The organism is Collinsella sp. BM28, from assembly GCF_054551995.1.
Map to the genome: position 1 here is coordinate 1,656,871 of NZ_JBTOLJ010000001.1, position 16,305 is coordinate 1,673,175.

Below are 16,305 nucleotides of genomic sequence, written 5' to 3' on the forward strand. Positions count from 1 at the left end.
CTGCTCCCCAGCTGCTCCATCCGCCCGCAGCTGATCAGGTACGCCCAGCGAGGAGGACTTCCTTAAACCCGCTTGTGGCGTTTAAGAGCGCGGGCGACGGTCAGGGCGAACCCCACGGCAACCAAAACGGCCGTGATCATGTACACCACGCGATAGCCGGAGAGGAAGATGTCGGGCCGGCCTTCAACGAACGCCGTGACCGGGTGCCCCGCGGCCGCGCCCATCTGCCCGTAGAGGATGGAGGTGGAACCGGAGATGCCGATCGCCATGCCCAGGTACCGAGCGAGCGCGCTGGCGCTACCGGCGAAGCCGAGCATCTCAATGGGCACCGACCCCATGATGAGCGAATTGTTGGGCGACTGGAAAATCGACGTACCGCATGACGCAAGGCCCAGGCAGAACAGGATCCAGGGAATGGAGGCGTCCATCCCCAGCGTCCCAATGAGATACAAGCCGACGCTGAACGACGCCAACCCCACGCACGTGGGCACCTCGCAGCCAATGCGATCGGACACCGCACCGGAAATAGGACCGACAAGTGCGTTGGCCAGGGGGATAACGCAGAAGATGAGACCGGAGAGACCTGGATCGAACCCTCGAGCGTCCTGGAGATAGAACGGCGTCATGAGTTCGTAGACGCCAATCGCCACAAAGCTGATGAACAGGCAGATAAGGTTCACCACGAAATGCCTATCGCAGAAGATGCCAAACGCCACCAAAGGCTGTTCGACCGCACGCTCGTGACGGACGAACAGAACGAGCAGTATAACGCCCACCGCAAACGAACCGGCAACAAGCAGCCCGGGGTTGCTCTGCAGCATGGTGACGGACAGGAATGTGAGCAACATGCCGGGGACGAGTAGAACCGCGCCAAAGACGTCCATGGTCCCACCCTCGACTGTGGACCCTGTGCGCGGCAGAGTAAATCGGCCCAGCACAAGCGAGAGCACACCCACGGGAACGTTGATGAGGAAGATGTACTCCCAAGGCATCACCGCCACGATGAAACCGCCGAGCACGGGCCCGCACATCATGCCGAGCGCGACAAAGCTCGCCAACAGCCCCAACGCGCGACCGCGCTCGCGAGCGGGAAACGCCTCGGTGATGATGCCCATGTTGTTCGCCATGGCCGATGCCCCGCCGATGCCTTGCACCGCACGGGACACCACAAGTGCGGGCAGCGTGGTGGAAAGGCCGCACATGAGTGAACCGATGGTGAAGATCACCACGCCGAACTCGAAGAAACGAACCTTGCCGTGCAGGTCGCCCAGGCGCCCGAACACGAGCAGGAACGCGCACATGGTAAGCAGGTAAACCGATGAGACCCATTGGATCTGACCAAGGCCGGCTTCCAGAGCCTTCTGCATCACGGGGAGGGCCACGTTGACGATGCTCGAATCGAGCGTAGCCATAAAGGTCATGATGAGCACCGTGAACAGGATGGCCCATTTGTTCGGCTTCTTTGCCGCATCGGTCGTTTGACTCATGCGCGCCCTTTCCACATAAAAGCGGGTTCCCACCTCATAGCAGCATGAGCTGAGAACCCGCGTCGGTTCGGTTGCGCTATTTTTGCATGGAACGGCGCGAACCTCCATGCACATCTCGTCACTTCATGCCAAAACCAAGGCTGCCGCGAAAGGTAACTCTCGCGGCACTCTCGGCACGAATATGCCGAAAATCCTCCGCGAAAGTACACTCTCGCGGATGTTGTGGACACGTGAGGAAGTTGTCTGCACGCGTATGCGAGGTTGTCGAAGGCCTCGGTTACCGCGCCGCCTCGAGCTCGAGCAGGGCGCGTTTGCGCTCCACGCCACCGGCGTATCCGGTGAGCGATCCGTCCGCACCCACCACGCGATGGCAGGGCACGATGATCGAGATGGGATTTCGGCCCACTGCCGCACCAACGGCACGCGGAGAGGGCGTCTTTGCGGCATCGCCTTCCAGCCCCGCTTCCGTGAACCCGCGGCGACGCGCCACCCGATGGGCCAATTCGCCATAGGTGACCGTCTCGCCATAAGGGATCTCAAGCAACGCGACCCAAATCGCATGTTGGAACTCGGTGCCCTCGATGTGCAGAGGTGGGGTCCAACGCGGCGCTTGACCGGCGAAATACGCGTTCAGCCACGCCCATGCACGCTCGAGCACGCCCACCGCAGCGGTATTCCGCGGGTCCTCGGCGTTCAGGGGGCTGCACCCGGATACGGCATCGCAGCCCTCAATCTTCTCGCACGTGACGGCAGGTGCGGCCTCGGCATGCGGCTCGGCATGCACGGCAGCGTTCACCGCGTCCTCGAATACACCTCGCTCCATGTCAAAGGAGGGCTCATCGCCCTCAAGCGTGGAGCCGTAATGCGCTTGGTCGGCAAACCACAAACCCGTGAGCCCACGCGCGTCGGCGGCAAGCGTGATGTCGCCTAGCGGCGAGTGGTAGGTGGTGGTTATCATGCGGTCCCCCTTACAGCACAGTCGATTCATTGTACCGCCGCCACAAGGTCACCTAGCCTGGCACGTTGGGATATATACGGTACGCAGTGTGGCTTCGCTTCACTCCATAAAACACCGCTACGGTATATATCCCAGCGCTCCCCCCTTCCGCACCTGCAGCGCTTCAACCTCTTTATCCCGCCTGCATAGGTAAATGAGTTCAAAAGCACTCAATCGCCGATTTAGCCGAGCACGAGGCGTGGCGGGCCTTATATACCGTAGGAGCGTTTTTGTGGAGCGAAGCGGAACCACGCTCCGGAGCGTATATAAGGCCCGCCACGAATCAGGTGCAGCTACTCGGCGCTCTTGAGGGCTCCCACCATATCGATCTTGTCGAGGCTGCGATTGGTCATCTGGTTGATGATGAGCGTGAACACGAGCGCCATGATCGAGGCGAACACATACGTCTGGGGCTCGACGATCGTGTCGAAGAACAGCGACGGCATGCGCAACACGTACGTAAGGAACCGCGTGATGAGGTACCCGAGGGGCCATCCCGCCACGATGCCGATGAGCGTGAGGACAATCGTCTCCTTGTTGATGTAGCGATACACCTCGCGCCGGCGGAAGCCCAGCACCTTGATGGTGGCGAGCTCGCGTTCGCGCTCGGAGATGTTGGTGTTGGACAGCGTGAAGACCACGGCGAACGCCAACGCAGCCGCCATGACCGTCACCACGTACACCACCACGTCGATGATCTTGAAGCTCTCTGAGAAATCATTGGCGATCTTGGTGGAGCTCGACACACTCACGAACGTGTTCCCAGCAGAGAGCTCATCAGCAAGGGCGATCTTTTCGGCATCCGTGCCCTCGAGACTGACCAGGAACGCGTTGGGTATGCACGGCTCGCCAAAGGCCTCTTGGTAGGCACTCTCCGTCATGAAGATGAAATTGCCCAGGAAGTTAACGGTAATACCGTCCACGCGGGCACTGCCGGTTTGCAAGGCGGTGTCCTGCAGCGCGAGCTCGTCGCCCAGGCCAAATCCCAACACCTGCTCGGCGTTCTTCGTGATGAGCGCTCCGTTATCCTCACGCGGGAGTCCAAGCTCCTCGCCGCCCATCGCCGGAGCAAGGAACGAGGTATGGGAGCCGTCCTCGGTCTTCATGTAGGCAGACAGGTCCGCGTTGTCGGGGACAACGATGAGCTGGATGTTCTCCTTCACGCCGCCAAACTCGGCGGTGACCGTATCGACGCGCGCCTCGAGCATCGTGTCGATGGCACCCGTGGCGCGCAGTTCGTCCTCACCCTGGGAGAAGTCCGCGTCGGCCGTCACGGCCAGCAGGTCGTAGCGCACGATGCCCTCCGAGCCGTACTGGCGCGGCTTGAGCGAGATCACCGTGTCGCGAATGCCCAGGCCGCAGATCATGAGCGCGGTGCACCCGGCAATACCGAAAACCGTCATGAGGAAGCGCTTTTTGTAGCGGAAGAGGTTGCGCGCGCTCACCTTGTTGAGGAAGGAGAGGCGCCGCCACACGGGCGTGATGCGCTCGAGCAGGATGCGCTTGCCCGCGCGCGGGGCCTTGGGGCGCATGAGTGAGGCAGGCGTTTCCCTGAGCACGTGGCGGCACGCGAGAAACGTTGCGCCCACGATTCCGACGGCGAACAGGGTGATGCCGAGTGCCGCCGTGAACGCGTTGAAGTGCAGCTGGAACGGCGGCAGCGCGTACATGGTGGTGAAGATGGTGAAGATGATCTCGGGCAGCACGATGAAGCCAAGGGCGTCGCCTGCAATGCCGCCGGCCAAGCATGCGGCGAACGAGTAGATGAGGTACTTGGAGAGAATACGGCCGCGGCTGTAGCCAAGCGCCTTGTACACACCGATGAGCCCGCGATCTTCCTCGACCATGCGCGTAACCGTAGTGAGGCTGATGAGCACCGCCACCGTGAAGAAGATGAGGGGGAACACCGTGGCGATGGATTCGATGGAGCTCGCGTCCGATTCGATGCTCGCGTAGCTGGCAAGCGAGCTGCGGTCCTGGATGTACCAGGTGGCGCGCTCGATGCCATCCACCTCGGATCGGGCGTCGGCAAACTTGGCATTCGCGCTAGCCTTTTGCTCATCGAGCTCTGCTTGACCCTCGGCGGCTTCGGCGGAGCCCTCGGTAAGCTCGGCTCGTCCGCTCTCAAGCTGCGCCTCGGCGCTGGCGCGCTGTTGGTCGAGCGTGGCCTGCGCCGCCTCGAGCCGCCCCAGGCCCTGGTTCGCCTTGGCGCGAGCCGCGTCGAGCTGCACCTGGCCAGCCTCGATCTTGCCGAGCGCCGCCTGCACCGTGGGCTTGCTGAGCACCGCGTCCGCGATGTCGTCGGCTTGCGATGACATGTCGGAAAGCTGGCCCGAGAGCGTCGTCAGCGTGTTCTTGATGGTGAGGACCCGGTTCTTGGCCTCTTGGATATCAGACTCGTTTTCTGGATATGCGGAGACGAGTGCCTTGATCTGCTCGATCTGACCTGAGAGATCGGGGCGAATGACGGCAAGCCGGTCGAGCGCGGCGAGCGCCTCCTCCTTCGCCGCGGGATCGCCGACGGGCAACCGGTCGAGCGCGGCAATGATCCCGTCGCAAAGCTCCTCGGCCTGCTGCAATTGGCCAGACGCCTCGTCAATATACGCCGTGATGGCCGTGGTGAATTCCGCCTTTGCCGTGGCGTCACCCTCCAGCAACCGCTGCCAAGCGGCCTCCGGCCACGTATGGCTGGTGAGCCCGCTGTTCATGATCGCCTTGAGCGTTGCGGCTCCCGACTCAGCCTGAGCTATCTGCGCGAGAGCCGACTCAGCTTGAACGCGTCCAGCGTCGAGCTCGGTCTGTCTGGCGTCAATGACGGCCATGCCGGAAGTCAACTGCGTGCGAGATGCATCGAGCTTGGCCTGAGCGTCCGCAAGCTGGCGGCGCGCATCCGCCCCTTGCGCCGCGAGCGCGGCCTCGCCCTCGGCGATCTGAGCGAGCGCATCATCGATCTGGGCCTGTGCATCTTCGAACTGCTTGTCCGCCTCCGCCTGCGCGTCGTCGACCTCTTTGCGTGCATCGGCTTTGAGGCCCTCGCTCCGTGCCTCCTCGCGCTGCTCGCGAATGTCCTCAACGCGCTGTTTCACCTCATCGACCATATCCTTGTACTCATCGGAGTAGGTCATGAGATCTGCCGCGCCTTTTACCGTGAGGTAGGCAACGGTGAACGTGCCACGGTCCAATACGGCGCCGGGCGTGAGGAAAAATGCGTACTGCGATCCTCCCGAGCTGCGAAAGCTCATAGTTTTGCTACCCGCGTTCACGTCCATGGGGTCGAGCACGGAAGCTGTGATCGTGTACTCGCCGCGCTTGAAGATGGCGGAGGAGCCTCCCGCTGCCAGGGCCGTATCGTCAGCGGCGTCGGCGGTCCCCGTGGCATCGGCGGTCACCGCAGCGCCGGCGGTTCCCGCGTCGTCGCCCGCTTCGCCAGCGTCGTCGGTGGCCCCTGCGGCGCTGGGCTCCTCGCCTTCGCCCTCGAAGGTCACGGTATCACCGATCTTCTTGCCGCTCACATCGAGGTACTTCTGCGTCACGGCGACCTCGTTGACATCGCGCGGCAGGCGCCCCTCGATCACCTGGGGTTCATTCATCCCCGCCGGCAAGAGCGCCTTGAGGTCAACCTTCGCGCTTGCACCTTTGACCTGAGTGTATGCCGTTTCGGAATACCCGCCCTCTACCACATCGACACCGTCTATCTTGGCCAGGGCCTCTATATCGCCCTCGTCCAGACCCAGCGTGGATTGGATCGAGATATCGAACAGCCGCTGGCTGTCGTAGTAGCTGTCGGCGGTGAAGCGCAGGTCGTCGCAGGCGGCCTTGAGGCCGACGAGCATCGTGGCGCCCAGCGCGGTGATGACGAACAACGAGATGAACCGCTTGAGATTGCCCGTGATGGTGCGGGCGATGTCCGTTCTGAACGCGTTTGGACGCCGGTTACCGGAACGACGGTCCGTCTTTCTCCCCTTCATAGACACCGTCGCTTACCACTCGATATCGGCGATGGGTGTGGGTGTGGCGTTCACGCGCATGTCGGTCACGCGGCCGCTCTTGAAACGGATGAGGCGGTCGGCCATGGGGGCGAGCGCGGAGTTATGCGTGATGATGAGGACCGTGATGCCATCGCGACGGCACGTGTCCTGCAGCAACTGCAGCACTTGCTTGCCCGTCTGGTAATCGAGGGCGCCCGTGGGCTCGTCGCACAGCAGGAGCTTGGGGTTCTTGGCCAGCGCTCGGGCGATGGATACGCGCTGCTGCTCGCCACCGGAAAGCTGCGAGGGGAAGTTCGCCATGCGCTCGCCCAGGCCCACCTTGCGCAGGCACTCGGCGGCGTCAAGGGAGTCGGGGCAAATCTGGGAAGCGAGCTCGACATTCTCAAGCGCAGTGAGGTTGGGCACGAGGTTGTAGAACTGGAACACGAAGCCCACGTCGGCGCGGCGGTACTCCACGAGATCGTCCTCGGTCGCCGCACTCACGTCGCGACCATCTACGACGACATGCCCACTCGTGGCGGCGTCCATGCCGCCCAGGATGTTGAGCGCGGTGGTCTTGCCCGCGCCGGAGGCGCCGAGGATCACAGCGAGCTCGCCGCGCTCGACCTCAAACGACGCCCCGTCCAGCGCGTGGACTTCGGCATCACCCGAGCCATAAACCTTCGTCACATCGCTGAACTCGATATATGCCATACGCGGCGCTCCCGTTGCGTGGGTTCCCATAATGAATTGATATACCCACAAGTATAGGCATCAGGCAGATACGTGGGCAGCATGTGCGAATATCGAACCACATCGACCCGACAGCTTGGAGAATACCGATCGCGCTCTTTGCGCTGGCGGACGTTGCGGTGCCTGCGCTCGCAAGAGGACGTGGTTACTTTTGTAGCAGGACCGCGCCGAAGGCGGTGGGGCCGCAATGGCTGGAGATCACGCCACCAACCTGCGTCCACGCGATGTCCTCGAAACCGAGCTCGCGGGCATATACCTCCATGTCGCCGCGCAGTTCCTCGGACAGGCCCACGGAATACGCGAGGCCAATATGCGAAAAATCGATATCGCCCTTCTCGACCATGTGGTCGAGGAACGCACGGGCGCACTTGAGCATGGAGCCACGGAACTTCTTGGTGGCGACGAATTTACCACCCGCGACCTCGATGCACGGCTTGATCTTGAGCAGATGCGCACCAAGGAACGCCACGTTGGAGAGGCGACCGCCCGCCTTGAGGAAGGCGAGGTCTGTGGGAACGAAGCCCAAAAGCACGCGGTCCATCACGCTCTCGACGAAGGAGAATATTTCCTCGACCGTCGCATCGGGGTTCGCCTCGATATACTTGGCGGCCTCGACGACAATGAGCGACTGACCCACAGAGACGAAGCGTGTATCCATCGAGTACACGTAGTCGCGGCCCTCGGCGGCGATCTTAGAGGACTGATGCGAGCAGGTGGTCACCTCGGAATACGCAAGGTGCAGGATGGTGGCTTCGGGCTGCTCGGCGTGGATGCGATCGTAAACCTCATTGAAGTCCGCAGGAGAACAACCACTCGTCTTTGGCATCTGACCCATCTCATTGCAGCGCGAGTAGATCTCAAGCGGATCGATCGAGCCGTCGTCCACCGTCTCGTCCCCCATCGTCACGTGCATGGGAACACTCACGATTCCGTAGTGCTCACGCAGCTCCGGCGTGACATCTGCGCCGGATTCGACCACGATGACATACTTGCTCATACAGACCACGACCATTCCTATCGTATTCAGACGCGAAAGGCGCCGCCCGCACATCCGTGCAGACGACGCCCTCCGCTGTCATTCCGTGCTTCGACTAGATTGTACACACTTTACTTAGTAGTGTTGCTTTACTCGTGGACGGTTTCGATTGCCGTTGAGCAGCTGCACGCAACGTACGCGGCCTACTCGCAGAGCAGCTTTGCAATCTGGACCGCATTTGTCGCCGCGCCCTTGCGAATCTGATCGCCGCAGCACCAAAACGTGATGCCGCGCAGCGCCTCCGGATTGGAGATGTCGCGGCGGATGCGGCCGACCCAGATGAGGTCTTGGTCGGTCGTGTCCAGCGGCATGGGCCAACGGTCGTGCGCGCTCTCTGCGTTCAGGTCGTCCACAAGCTTCACGCCAGGTGCAGCGGCAAGGGCCTCGCGCGCCTGCTCAAGTGTGATGTCGCGCTCGAACTCGAGCGTGATACTCTCGGAATGCGAACGAACCACCGGTACGCGCACGCAGGTGCAATTAACGCGGAGCTCGGGCAGATGCATGATCTTGCGCCCCTCGTTTTGCATCTTCATCTCCTCGGAGGTGAAGCCCTCGAACTTCTCGCCGCCGATCTGCGGGATGAGGTTGCTGGCGAGCTGCGCGGCGAATGCGCTCGGTGCGGGAATCTCCTCGCCGCGCCCCATGCAGCCGATCTGCTCCTCGAGCTCTCGCATGCCCGGGACGCCGGCACCACTCGCGGCCTGGTACGTCGAGACGATCATGCGCTTGACACCGGCGATTTGGTGAAGCGGCCAGGTGGGAACGAGGCCGATGATGGTGGCGCAGTTGGGGTTGGCGATGATGCCCTTGTGGTTGAGGGCATCGGTGGCGTTGATCTCGGGAACGACCAGCGGCACGTCCGCATCGAGGCGGAAGGCGTGCGAGTTGTCCACAACCACCGCACCGCGCTTGACGGCCTCGGGGTAGAGCGCGAGCGCGATGTCGTCCTCCGCCGCGCCGAGCACGATGTCGACCCCGTCGAACGCCTCGGGTGCCGCGGCCTCGACCGTGACCTCGCCCCACGGAGTCTCGACGACCTTGCCGGCCGAGCGCGGGCTCGCAAGCAGCTTGAGGGAGCCAACCGGGAACTCCTGCTCCTCCAGGCATTGAAGCATCTGCGTGCCCACCGCTCCGGTGGCGCCCACGATGGCGACGGAATATGTCTTCATGTTGTCCCCCTTCTCAAAAGGATATGTCGAATGCCACCCTCACATGACGTGACGAGCGGGCGCATGCTCTGCTTAAAACGGGCTCGGCGTCGGCTCGAGATCGGCCGTGGTAACAATGCCGTTCTCATCGGAGAACGCCTCGTAAATGGTCTTGATGGCGCGGTCAAAATCGCGCTCCTCGACGCCGACGATGATGTTGATCTCGTCGCAGCCCTGGGTGATCATGCGGACGCTCACGCCCGCCTCGCCCAGCTTGCCGAACAGGTGCCCCGAGATACCGGCGCGCCCGCGCAGGTTGCGGCCAACCGTCGCAATGAGCGCCAGGTTCTCGACAACCTCAATCTCCAGCGGCTCGACTTCCTCCTGGATATCGGAAACGAGCGAGTACAGGGAGTCCTTGACGTCGGCGGCCTGAACGACTGCGGCAAACTGGTCCACACCCGTGGGCATGTGCTCGACCGAGACACCATAGCGCTCAAAGACGGACAGGGCACGACGCATGAAGCCAATGCGGCTCTTGGTGCGGTCACGCGAGACGTTGATGGCGAGGAACCCGCGCTTGCCGGCGATGCCGGTGATGATGGGCTCGGAATCGCCCTCTTTGGCGGTCTCGGAAATGATGGTGCCCGGATCCTCGGGCGCATTGGTGTTTTTGATCACGAGCGGGATGCCGGCATCGCGCACGGGGAAGACGGCCTCCTCATGCAGGACGCTCGCGCCCATGTAGGAGAGTTCGCGAAGCTCCTCGTAGGTGATGCGGGGAATGGGCTGCGCGCCCGGCACGATGCGAGGATCGGCGGAGAGGAAGCCCGAGACGTCCGTCCAGTTCTCGTAGAGATCAGCCTCCAGGCACTGGGCGAGGATGGAGCCGGAGATGTCTCCGCCGCCGCGGTCGAGCAGGCGGATCTTACCCTCCTTGGTGGCACCGTAGAAGCCGGGCATGACGAATCCGCCTTCGCGGGCGTTTTCCTTGACGAGCTCCGCCGTGCGCTTCATTGAGAGCGTGCCGTCGTGGTGGAAGGCGACCATATCCGCAGCGTCGATGAACGGCAGCCCCAGGTACTCGGCCATGAGGCGCGCAGTGAAGTACTCACCGCGGCTCACAAGCTCCTCGGTGGTGTACCCGCCGGTACGGGCGCGCTCGGCAAACGCCGCGAACTCATCGCGGATCGGATAGTCGAGGTTCAACTCGTCGGCGATGTCGAAATAGCGCTGGCCGATGTCGGTAAGCAGGTCCTCGCAGGAAACGTGGTAGTTCACGTGAGCGTCTACGAGATACAGCAGGTCGGTGACCTTGGTGTCGGCCTTGGAACGGCGTCCGCACGCACTCACCACCACGAAGCGGCGTGCCGGGTCGGCGTCGATAATCGCCTTGATCTTGCGGAAATGCTCGGCGTCGGCGACGGACGAACCGCCAAATTTGGTGATCTTGATCATGGTGCGCAGAAACCCCTCCCCAGCGCTTGCCGCAAACGGGCAGCGCGACATGACACGTAGGCTGCCACTTTACCATGAGCTAGTAGGGCAGCTCAAAGGTGTCACCATTGTTTCCAAATAAAGAACGTCATGTGGAATGGCGCTGTAAAGGCCCGCGCCTGCGTTCACTTTAGCCGGCCGGAGCGGGACGCTCTGGTACCATGAGCTCCATCTATGCACCCAATCGTGAGGAGATCGCAGTATGGCGACGTACCACAGCACGCGTTCACGTACATCTGAGCTCAGCTCCAAGCAGGCGATTCGACGCGGCATCGCGCCGGACGGCGGTCTGTACGTGAGCGACGCGCTGGGCGAGGCCACCATCAACCTCGCCAGCCTCGCCTCCAAGGACTACTTCGAGCTCGCACGCGAGGTGCTCGGCGCGCTCCTGCCCGACTACAGCGCCGACGAGATCGCCGCCTGCGTTTGCGAGGCCTACGAGGGCACCTTTGCCAGCGACGAAGTCACCCCCGTGGTGCCGCTCGCGCAGGCCCCCAACGCCGATGGCGTGCCCTCCTACGTCCTCGAGCTCTGGCACGGCCCCACCAGTGCGTTCAAGGACGTTGCCCTGCAGATGCTCCCCCGCCTCATGGCCCGCACGGCTGACTCCGCCGCTGAGGATGCGCCCGCCAAGATCCAAATCGTCACCGCGACCTCGGGTGACACCGGAAAGGCGGCGCTTGCCGGCTTTGCCGACGCGCCCGGTGTGGGCATCACCGTCTTCTATCCAGAGGGCAAGGTCTCCCGCGTGCAGGAACTCCAGATGAGTACGCAAGAGGGCGGCAACGTCACTGTCTGCGGGGTGCGCGGCAACTTCGATGACGCTCAGAGCGCCGTCAAGCGCATCTTCGGCGACACCGAGCTCGCCGAGCACCTGGCAGAGCAGGGCGTGATGCTCTCCAGTGCCAACTCCATCAACGTCGGCCGCCTGGTGCCGCAGGTCGTGTATTACTTCGCTGCCTATGCTCAGCTCCTGCGCGCAGGCGCCATCGAGCCGGGCGATGCGGTCGAGTTCTGCGTGCCCACCGGCAACTTCGGCGACATCCTCGCCGGCTACTACGCCAAGCGCATGGGTCTGCCCGTGGCCAAGCTCGTCGTGGCAAGCGATAAGAACAACGTGCTCTACGATTTCCTCACCACCGGTACCTACGACCGTCAACGCCCCTTCTACACCACGACGTCGCCGAGCATGGATATCCTCATCTCGTCCAACCTCGAGCGCATGCTCTACTACCTGAGCGACGGCAACTGCGAACTGGTCGCGCAGCTCATGGAAAGCCTCAGCGGCGAGGGTTCCTACACCCTGCCCGCCGACTTGCTCGCCCGCATCCAGGAGGTCTTCGGATGCGGTTGGACCGACGAGGACCAGGTCGCGAACGCCATCAAGGAGTGCTGGGACGCGAACGGCTACGTGATCGACCCGCACACTGCATGCGGCTTCCACGTCCTGGCTGAGCAACCAGCCGCCCCGGATGTCAAGGCGCGCATCCTGCTCTCCACGGCGAGCCCCTACAAGTTCCCCCGCGCCGTCGCCGGGGCGCTCGGCCTGTTCTGTCCTCCGAGCGACTTCGCCTGCATGGACGTCCTCGCCAAGGCGACCGATACCACCGCGCCCGAGCAGCTTTCCACGCTCCAGGACAAGCCCGTCCTCCACACCGACGTGGTCGATATCGACGATATGCCCACGTACGTGGAGAACGCTGCCACAGCGCTGTAGAAGATACGTATATGGGTTCCGGCGTGTTTCATCCGGCGCTCGAACAATCCTGACTCGCACGAAGGCCACTTAAGGTGGCCTTCGGCTCATGCGGAACTCGCGGCGGACGAAACACGCCGGAACTTGAGCATACTACCCATGCGTAAGTCGCCGTGATAGTGAGAGTTAGGCCGCCTCTTCGGCGAGCGGATCGGCAACGCACTCGCTCGTCTCGTACATGCTCCAAGGGTCCAAATCAATACAAGCAGCTTCATCATGGTTTCCGGCAACGTCCCAAGCAACGGCGTCATTCATAACTGTCAACCTGTTTGAAAAGAAATCTTCATCTGATAGGCGGGCAAATACACCGCCCCGCTCGATGAGGGGCTTGATGTCTGCACGGCGCACCGACCCGTCAGAGAAATACGCATACACGGTATAATCGTCGCCTGCAAGCGCCTGGACAACGCGGGGCAAATACTCCATGTGGCACCTCCTACATCAAAGGATCAATTGGATTGAGAGGCTTGCCCGCAGCCGCCAATTCCCAATTTTGCATCAATTCATCTTCCCAAAAACAATGCAATAACCGGCATAGGCACTCATTTCAACGGCGTGAAAAGTAACTTTATTGTACCCGCGCGCTCATGCCTTAAGAACAGCCCCTGATAGGATAGTAAGGTGAGTTTCATCCTCAAGAAGGAGAGCCCCATGATCAAGATCACTGTTCCCGCTACGAGTGCGAACCTCGGCATCGGCTATGACACGCTCGGTATGGCCGTGTCGCTGTACTCGCATTTCACCTTCGAACGCTCGGACGAACTCGAAATCACGGGTTGCCCTGTGGAGTTCCAAAGCGAGAACAACCTCGTGTACGTCTCTTTCGTCGACGCCCTGCGGGAGTGGGGTGAGGAGCCCTTCCCGGTCAAGCTCGACATCCATACCGAGGTGCCCGTGGCGCGCGGTCTCGGCAGCAGCTCCACCTGCGTGGTCGCTGGCATCATGGCAGCAGCCGCCCTCACCGGCCATACCGTCGACCGCGCTGAGCTCGTCCGCATCGCCACGTCCGTCGAGGGGCATCCCGACAATGTGGCCCCCGCGATCTTGGGCGGTGCCGTGTGTTCCTTCACGCCCGAGGGCGGCCTGCCGCGCTGCCTTCGCTATGACGTGAGCGATCGCTTGCGCTTCATCACCATCATCCCGCCCTACGAGGTCCATACGAGCGAGGCGCGCAAGGTGGTTCCGCAGGAGGTGCCGCTCTCGAACGCGGTGTGGCAGATGGGCCGTATCGCCGGCATGACGCGCGGTCTGGAGACGGGCGACCTCGCGCTCATCGCCGACGCGAACGACGATCGCCTGCAGGAGCCCTATCGCCGGGCACTCATCCCCGACTACGATGCCATCCGCGCCACGTGCCTGGACGGCGGGGCGGGAACGCTGTGGATCTCCGGCTCCGGATCGACCCTCATGGCTGTGACTGACGATACTATCGTCGCCAAGTTCCTGCAGGTGCGCCTCCGCGAGGCCTTCCCCGCCTGCGAAACCCACATCCTCACCTGCGACACCGAAGGCGCGCAGATCGAGTACCTCTAATTTCCAACTGGGGACGTAGTCGTTCTGCAAAACTTGCGATTTGGTATTGACAGCAGGCTTTCGTCAGCTGTCACGATCCCTTACTCAAGTTCTATCATGGCTATGATGCTTGTTTCCGGCATTCGCCCATACCTCGAAGGGAACCCCATGAACTACCAAACAATCGGATCGACTGAGTACGAGGCGAGCCGCATCGCAATGGGCGTCATGCGCATGGCTGGAAAAACGCGCGATGAGGCCCGCGACATCGTCCAGACGGCACTCAACTGCGGGATGAACTTCTTCGATTCCGCCGACATCTACGGTGCGGGCGAAAGCTCACGCGTCCTGGGGCAGGCCCTGCACGACCTCGGGGTCGCCCGCGACGATGTCATCCTCCAGACCAAATTCGGCATCGCTCCCGACTTCACCGGGAAGCGCAACGGCATCTACGACTTCTCGCGCGACCACCTGCTCTCCTCGCTCGAGGCCGAACTCGAGCGCCTGCAGACCGACCACGTCGACTTCGTGCTCCTGCATCGCCTCGACGCCCTCTGCGACCTCGACGAGCTCGGCGACACCATGGCCCACATCGTCGACTCCGGCATGGCGCGCCACATCGGCGTGAGCAACATGGGCCCCTGGAGCTGCGAGATGCTCCAGGCCAATCTCGATCAGAAGCTCGAGGTCAACCAGCTCCAGTTCGGCCTGTGCCATGCCGGCATGGTGCGCATGCAGATGCACGAGAACATGGAGGACGACGCCGCGGCCGACCGTGATGGCGGTGCGCTCTCCTACGCGCAGCTCACAGGCATGACCATCCAGGCCTGGAGCCCTCTTCAGTACGGCATGTTCGCAGGAACCTTCATCGATAACGAGCAGTTCGCCGAGCTCAACGGCGTCTTGGCCCAGATCGCCGAGGAGCGGGGCGTCTCCAAAGAAGCCGTTGCAATCGCCTGGATCTTGCGTCATCCCGCCCGCATGCAGGTTATCTCGGGTTCAATGGATCCCGAGCGCATTCGCGCCATCGCCCCCGGTGCCGATGTCGAGCTTACTCGCCAGGAATGGTACGACCTTTATATCGCCGCGGGTAACGACCTGCCATAAGACGGAAAATGTGTTCGTGACGTGCACAAACGGTGCTGACATCATGAACGAGTTGAAAACCGTTTTCGATGGGGAGCATGCGGGTACATCACTAGTACTCCACCCCTCACAAAAGGCGGCGCCAGGTCTCTCCACCGGCGCTGCCTTTTTGTCTTTGAAAGGAATGCCAGGTAGAACTAAGGGCTAACCCTGGCAGTTGTGTTCCGCTGCCCTGCCCATACGCAGCCCATGCAGGACCGCTTCGCGCAACTCGGGAATGCGACCCTTGTCCATAGCCGGCACATCCTTGAGCGGATACTCGATCCCAAGCTGCTCGTACTTCACGATGCCCATGGTGTGATACGGCAGGAGTTCCAGCCCCACCACATTGCGCCAGGGCGCGATCAGCCTTCCGAGTGCCTCGCATTCCTCGACCGTGTCGGTGATCCCGGGGACAACCACATGGCGAATGACGACCTTGATCCCGCGTCGCGCGAGCTCGTCACCGAACGCGATGATGTTGTCCGGTGCGCAGCGGGTCAGGTCCTTATGCCCCTGCGGATCGCTGTGCTTGATATCGAGTAGGACGAGATCGGTCTCCGAGAGCACGTTCTCGAACCGCTCCGGACGCTTGGGATTGTACGCATAACCGCAGCTGTCCAGGCACGTGTGGACGCGCCCGTTGGGGTTGTCGTGCATCGCCTTGAAAAGATCGCCCACGAACTCCGGCTGCAGCAGGGGCTCTCCACCCGTGACTGTGATCCCGCCCGTGCGGTAAAACGGGCGGTTGCTCTCGAATTCGCTCATGATGCGTTCGACCGTCACCGGGGTGCCCACACCCTCGCCCACGGCCCACGTGTCGGGATTGTGGCAATATGCGCAGCGCATGGGGCATCCCTGGGTGAACACCACGAATCGCACACCGGGCCCGTCGACCGTACCCATGCTTTCAATCGAGTGCACACGCCCGAGCGCGTAGCTCGATACCTGGTCCTGCAAGCCGTCCAACTGCACACGCGCCATGAGCCATCTCCCCCTTCATCTGTGGTATCCAACGCAGTCACA

12 protein-coding genes are annotated in these 16,305 nt (G+C 62.2%); 3 read left to right on the top strand and 9 right to left on the bottom strand.

Going from position 1 to position 16,305, the window contains the following annotated elements:
• Positions 1 to 62 precede the first annotated feature (62 nt).
• The 7 genes from ACX9NZ_RS07305 to ACX9NZ_RS07335 all read right to left on the bottom strand — a co-directional run bounded on the left by ACX9NZ_RS07305 (position 63) and on the right by ACX9NZ_RS07335 (position 10,847).
• On the bottom strand, positions 63 to 1,487 hold the full coding sequence (locus tag ACX9NZ_RS07305; protein WP_330006172.1) for an MFS transporter: 1,425 nt from the start codon (positions 1,485 to 1,487) through the stop codon (positions 63 to 65).
• A 277-nt stretch (positions 1,488 to 1,764) separates the two neighbouring features.
• Positions 1,765 to 2,445 (bottom strand): methylated-DNA--[protein]-cysteine S-methyltransferase, encoded by a 681-nt coding sequence (locus ACX9NZ_RS07310; RefSeq protein WP_294122588.1) that lies wholly within the window; start codon positions 2,443 to 2,445, stop codon positions 1,765 to 1,767.
• 332 nt (positions 2,446 to 2,777) lie between these two features.
• Entirely contained in the window at positions 2,778 to 6,452 is a 3,675-nt protein-coding gene (locus ACX9NZ_RS07315) for an FtsX-like permease family protein (protein WP_407496239.1), read from the bottom strand.
• A gap of 12 nt (positions 6,453 to 6,464) precedes the next feature.
• On the bottom strand, positions 6,465 to 7,166 hold the full coding sequence (locus ACX9NZ_RS07320) for an ABC transporter ATP-binding protein (RefSeq protein ID WP_294159546.1): 702 nt from the start codon (positions 7,164 to 7,166) through the stop codon (positions 6,465 to 6,467).
• Between the two features lie 184 nt (positions 7,167 to 7,350).
• Positions 7,351 to 8,202, bottom strand: a complete 852-nt coding sequence (locus ACX9NZ_RS07325; protein ID WP_294159544.1) for a DegV family protein — start codon at positions 8,200 to 8,202, stop codon at positions 7,351 to 7,353.
• A gap of 182 nt (positions 8,203 to 8,384) precedes the next feature.
• A complete protein-coding gene (locus ACX9NZ_RS07330; RefSeq protein ID WP_304291563.1) occupies positions 8,385 to 9,410 on the bottom strand; it encodes an aspartate-semialdehyde dehydrogenase in 1,026 nt (341 codons plus the stop codon).
• Positions 9,411 to 9,482: 72 nt separating this feature from the next.
• Complete coding sequence (locus ACX9NZ_RS07335) at positions 9,483 to 10,847, bottom strand: aspartate kinase (RefSeq protein WP_118652481.1); 1,365 nt, start codon at positions 10,845 to 10,847, stop codon at positions 9,483 to 9,485.
• Positions 10,848 to 11,088: 241 nt separating this feature from the next.
• On the opposite strand from ACX9NZ_RS07335, the gene thrC reads away from it, so the two are divergent.
• A complete protein-coding gene (gene thrC, locus ACX9NZ_RS07340) occupies positions 11,089 to 12,603 on the top strand; it encodes a threonine synthase (protein ID WP_330006165.1) in 1,515 nt (504 codons plus the stop codon).
• A gap of 165 nt (positions 12,604 to 12,768) precedes the next feature.
• On the opposite strand, the gene ACX9NZ_RS07345 is transcribed toward thrC, so the two are convergent.
• Positions 12,769 to 13,068, bottom strand: coding sequence for a DUF2442 domain-containing protein (locus tag ACX9NZ_RS07345; RefSeq protein WP_118652477.1), 300 nt, complete (start codon positions 13,066 to 13,068; stop codon positions 12,769 to 12,771).
• 225 nt (positions 13,069 to 13,293) lie between these two features.
• Between ACX9NZ_RS07345 and thrB the strand changes: the two genes are divergently transcribed.
• Both thrB and ACX9NZ_RS07355 read left to right on the top strand, forming a co-directional pair.
• A complete protein-coding gene (gene thrB, locus ACX9NZ_RS07350) occupies positions 13,294 to 14,175 on the top strand; it encodes a homoserine kinase (protein WP_317440177.1) in 882 nt (293 codons plus the stop codon).
• Between the two features lie 147 nt (positions 14,176 to 14,322).
• Complete coding sequence (locus ACX9NZ_RS07355) at positions 14,323 to 15,261, top strand: aldo/keto reductase (protein ID WP_118652473.1); 939 nt, start codon at positions 14,323 to 14,325, stop codon at positions 15,259 to 15,261.
• A gap of 183 nt (positions 15,262 to 15,444) precedes the next feature.
• On the opposite strand, the gene pflA is transcribed toward ACX9NZ_RS07355, so the two are convergent.
• Positions 15,445 to 16,263 carry a pyruvate formate-lyase-activating protein gene (gene pflA / locus ACX9NZ_RS07360; RefSeq protein ID WP_118652471.1) on the bottom strand — a complete coding sequence of 273 codons (819 nt, stop codon included), beginning with the start codon at positions 16,261 to 16,263 and terminating at the stop codon, positions 15,445 to 15,447.
• Between the last annotated feature and the right edge of the window lie 42 nt (positions 16,264 to 16,305).

What these genes read in the sequence shown, in the direction of transcription:
- ACX9NZ_RS07305 (WP_330006172.1), bottom strand. Translation starts at nt 1,487, where the DNA reads ATGAGTCAAACGACCGATGCGGCAAAGAAGCCGAACAAATGGGCCATC.
- ACX9NZ_RS07310 (WP_294122588.1), bottom strand. Translation starts at nt 2,445, where the DNA reads ATGATAACCACCACCTACCACTCGCCGCTAGGCGACATCACGCTTGCC.
- ACX9NZ_RS07315 (WP_407496239.1), bottom strand. Translation starts at nt 6,452, where the DNA reads ATGAAGGGGAGAAAGACGGACCGTCGTTCCGGTAACCGGCGTCCAAAC.
- ACX9NZ_RS07320 (WP_294159546.1), bottom strand. Translation starts at nt 7,166, where the DNA reads ATGGCATATATCGAGTTCAGCGATGTGACGAAGGTTTATGGCTCGGGT.
- ACX9NZ_RS07325 (WP_294159544.1), bottom strand. Translation starts at nt 8,202, where the DNA reads ATGAGCAAGTATGTCATCGTGGTCGAATCCGGCGCAGATGTCACGCCG.
- ACX9NZ_RS07330 (WP_304291563.1), bottom strand. Translation starts at nt 9,410, where the DNA reads ATGAAGACATATTCCGTCGCCATCGTGGGCGCCACCGGAGCGGTGGGC.
- ACX9NZ_RS07335 (WP_118652481.1), bottom strand. Translation starts at nt 10,847, where the DNA reads ATGATCAAGATCACCAAATTTGGCGGTTCGTCCGTCGCCGACGCCGAG.
- thrC (WP_330006165.1), top strand. Translation starts at nt 11,089, where the DNA reads ATGGCGACGTACCACAGCACGCGTTCACGTACATCTGAGCTCAGCTCC.
- ACX9NZ_RS07345 (WP_118652477.1), bottom strand. Translation starts at nt 13,068, where the DNA reads ATGGAGTATTTGCCCCGCGTTGTCCAGGCGCTTGCAGGCGACGATTAT.
- thrB (WP_317440177.1), top strand. Translation starts at nt 13,294, where the DNA reads ATGATCAAGATCACTGTTCCCGCTACGAGTGCGAACCTCGGCATCGGC.
- ACX9NZ_RS07355 (WP_118652473.1), top strand. Translation starts at nt 14,323, where the DNA reads ATGAACTACCAAACAATCGGATCGACTGAGTACGAGGCGAGCCGCATC.
- pflA (WP_118652471.1), bottom strand. Translation starts at nt 16,263, where the DNA reads ATGGCGCGTGTGCAGTTGGACGGCTTGCAGGACCAGGTATCGAGCTAC.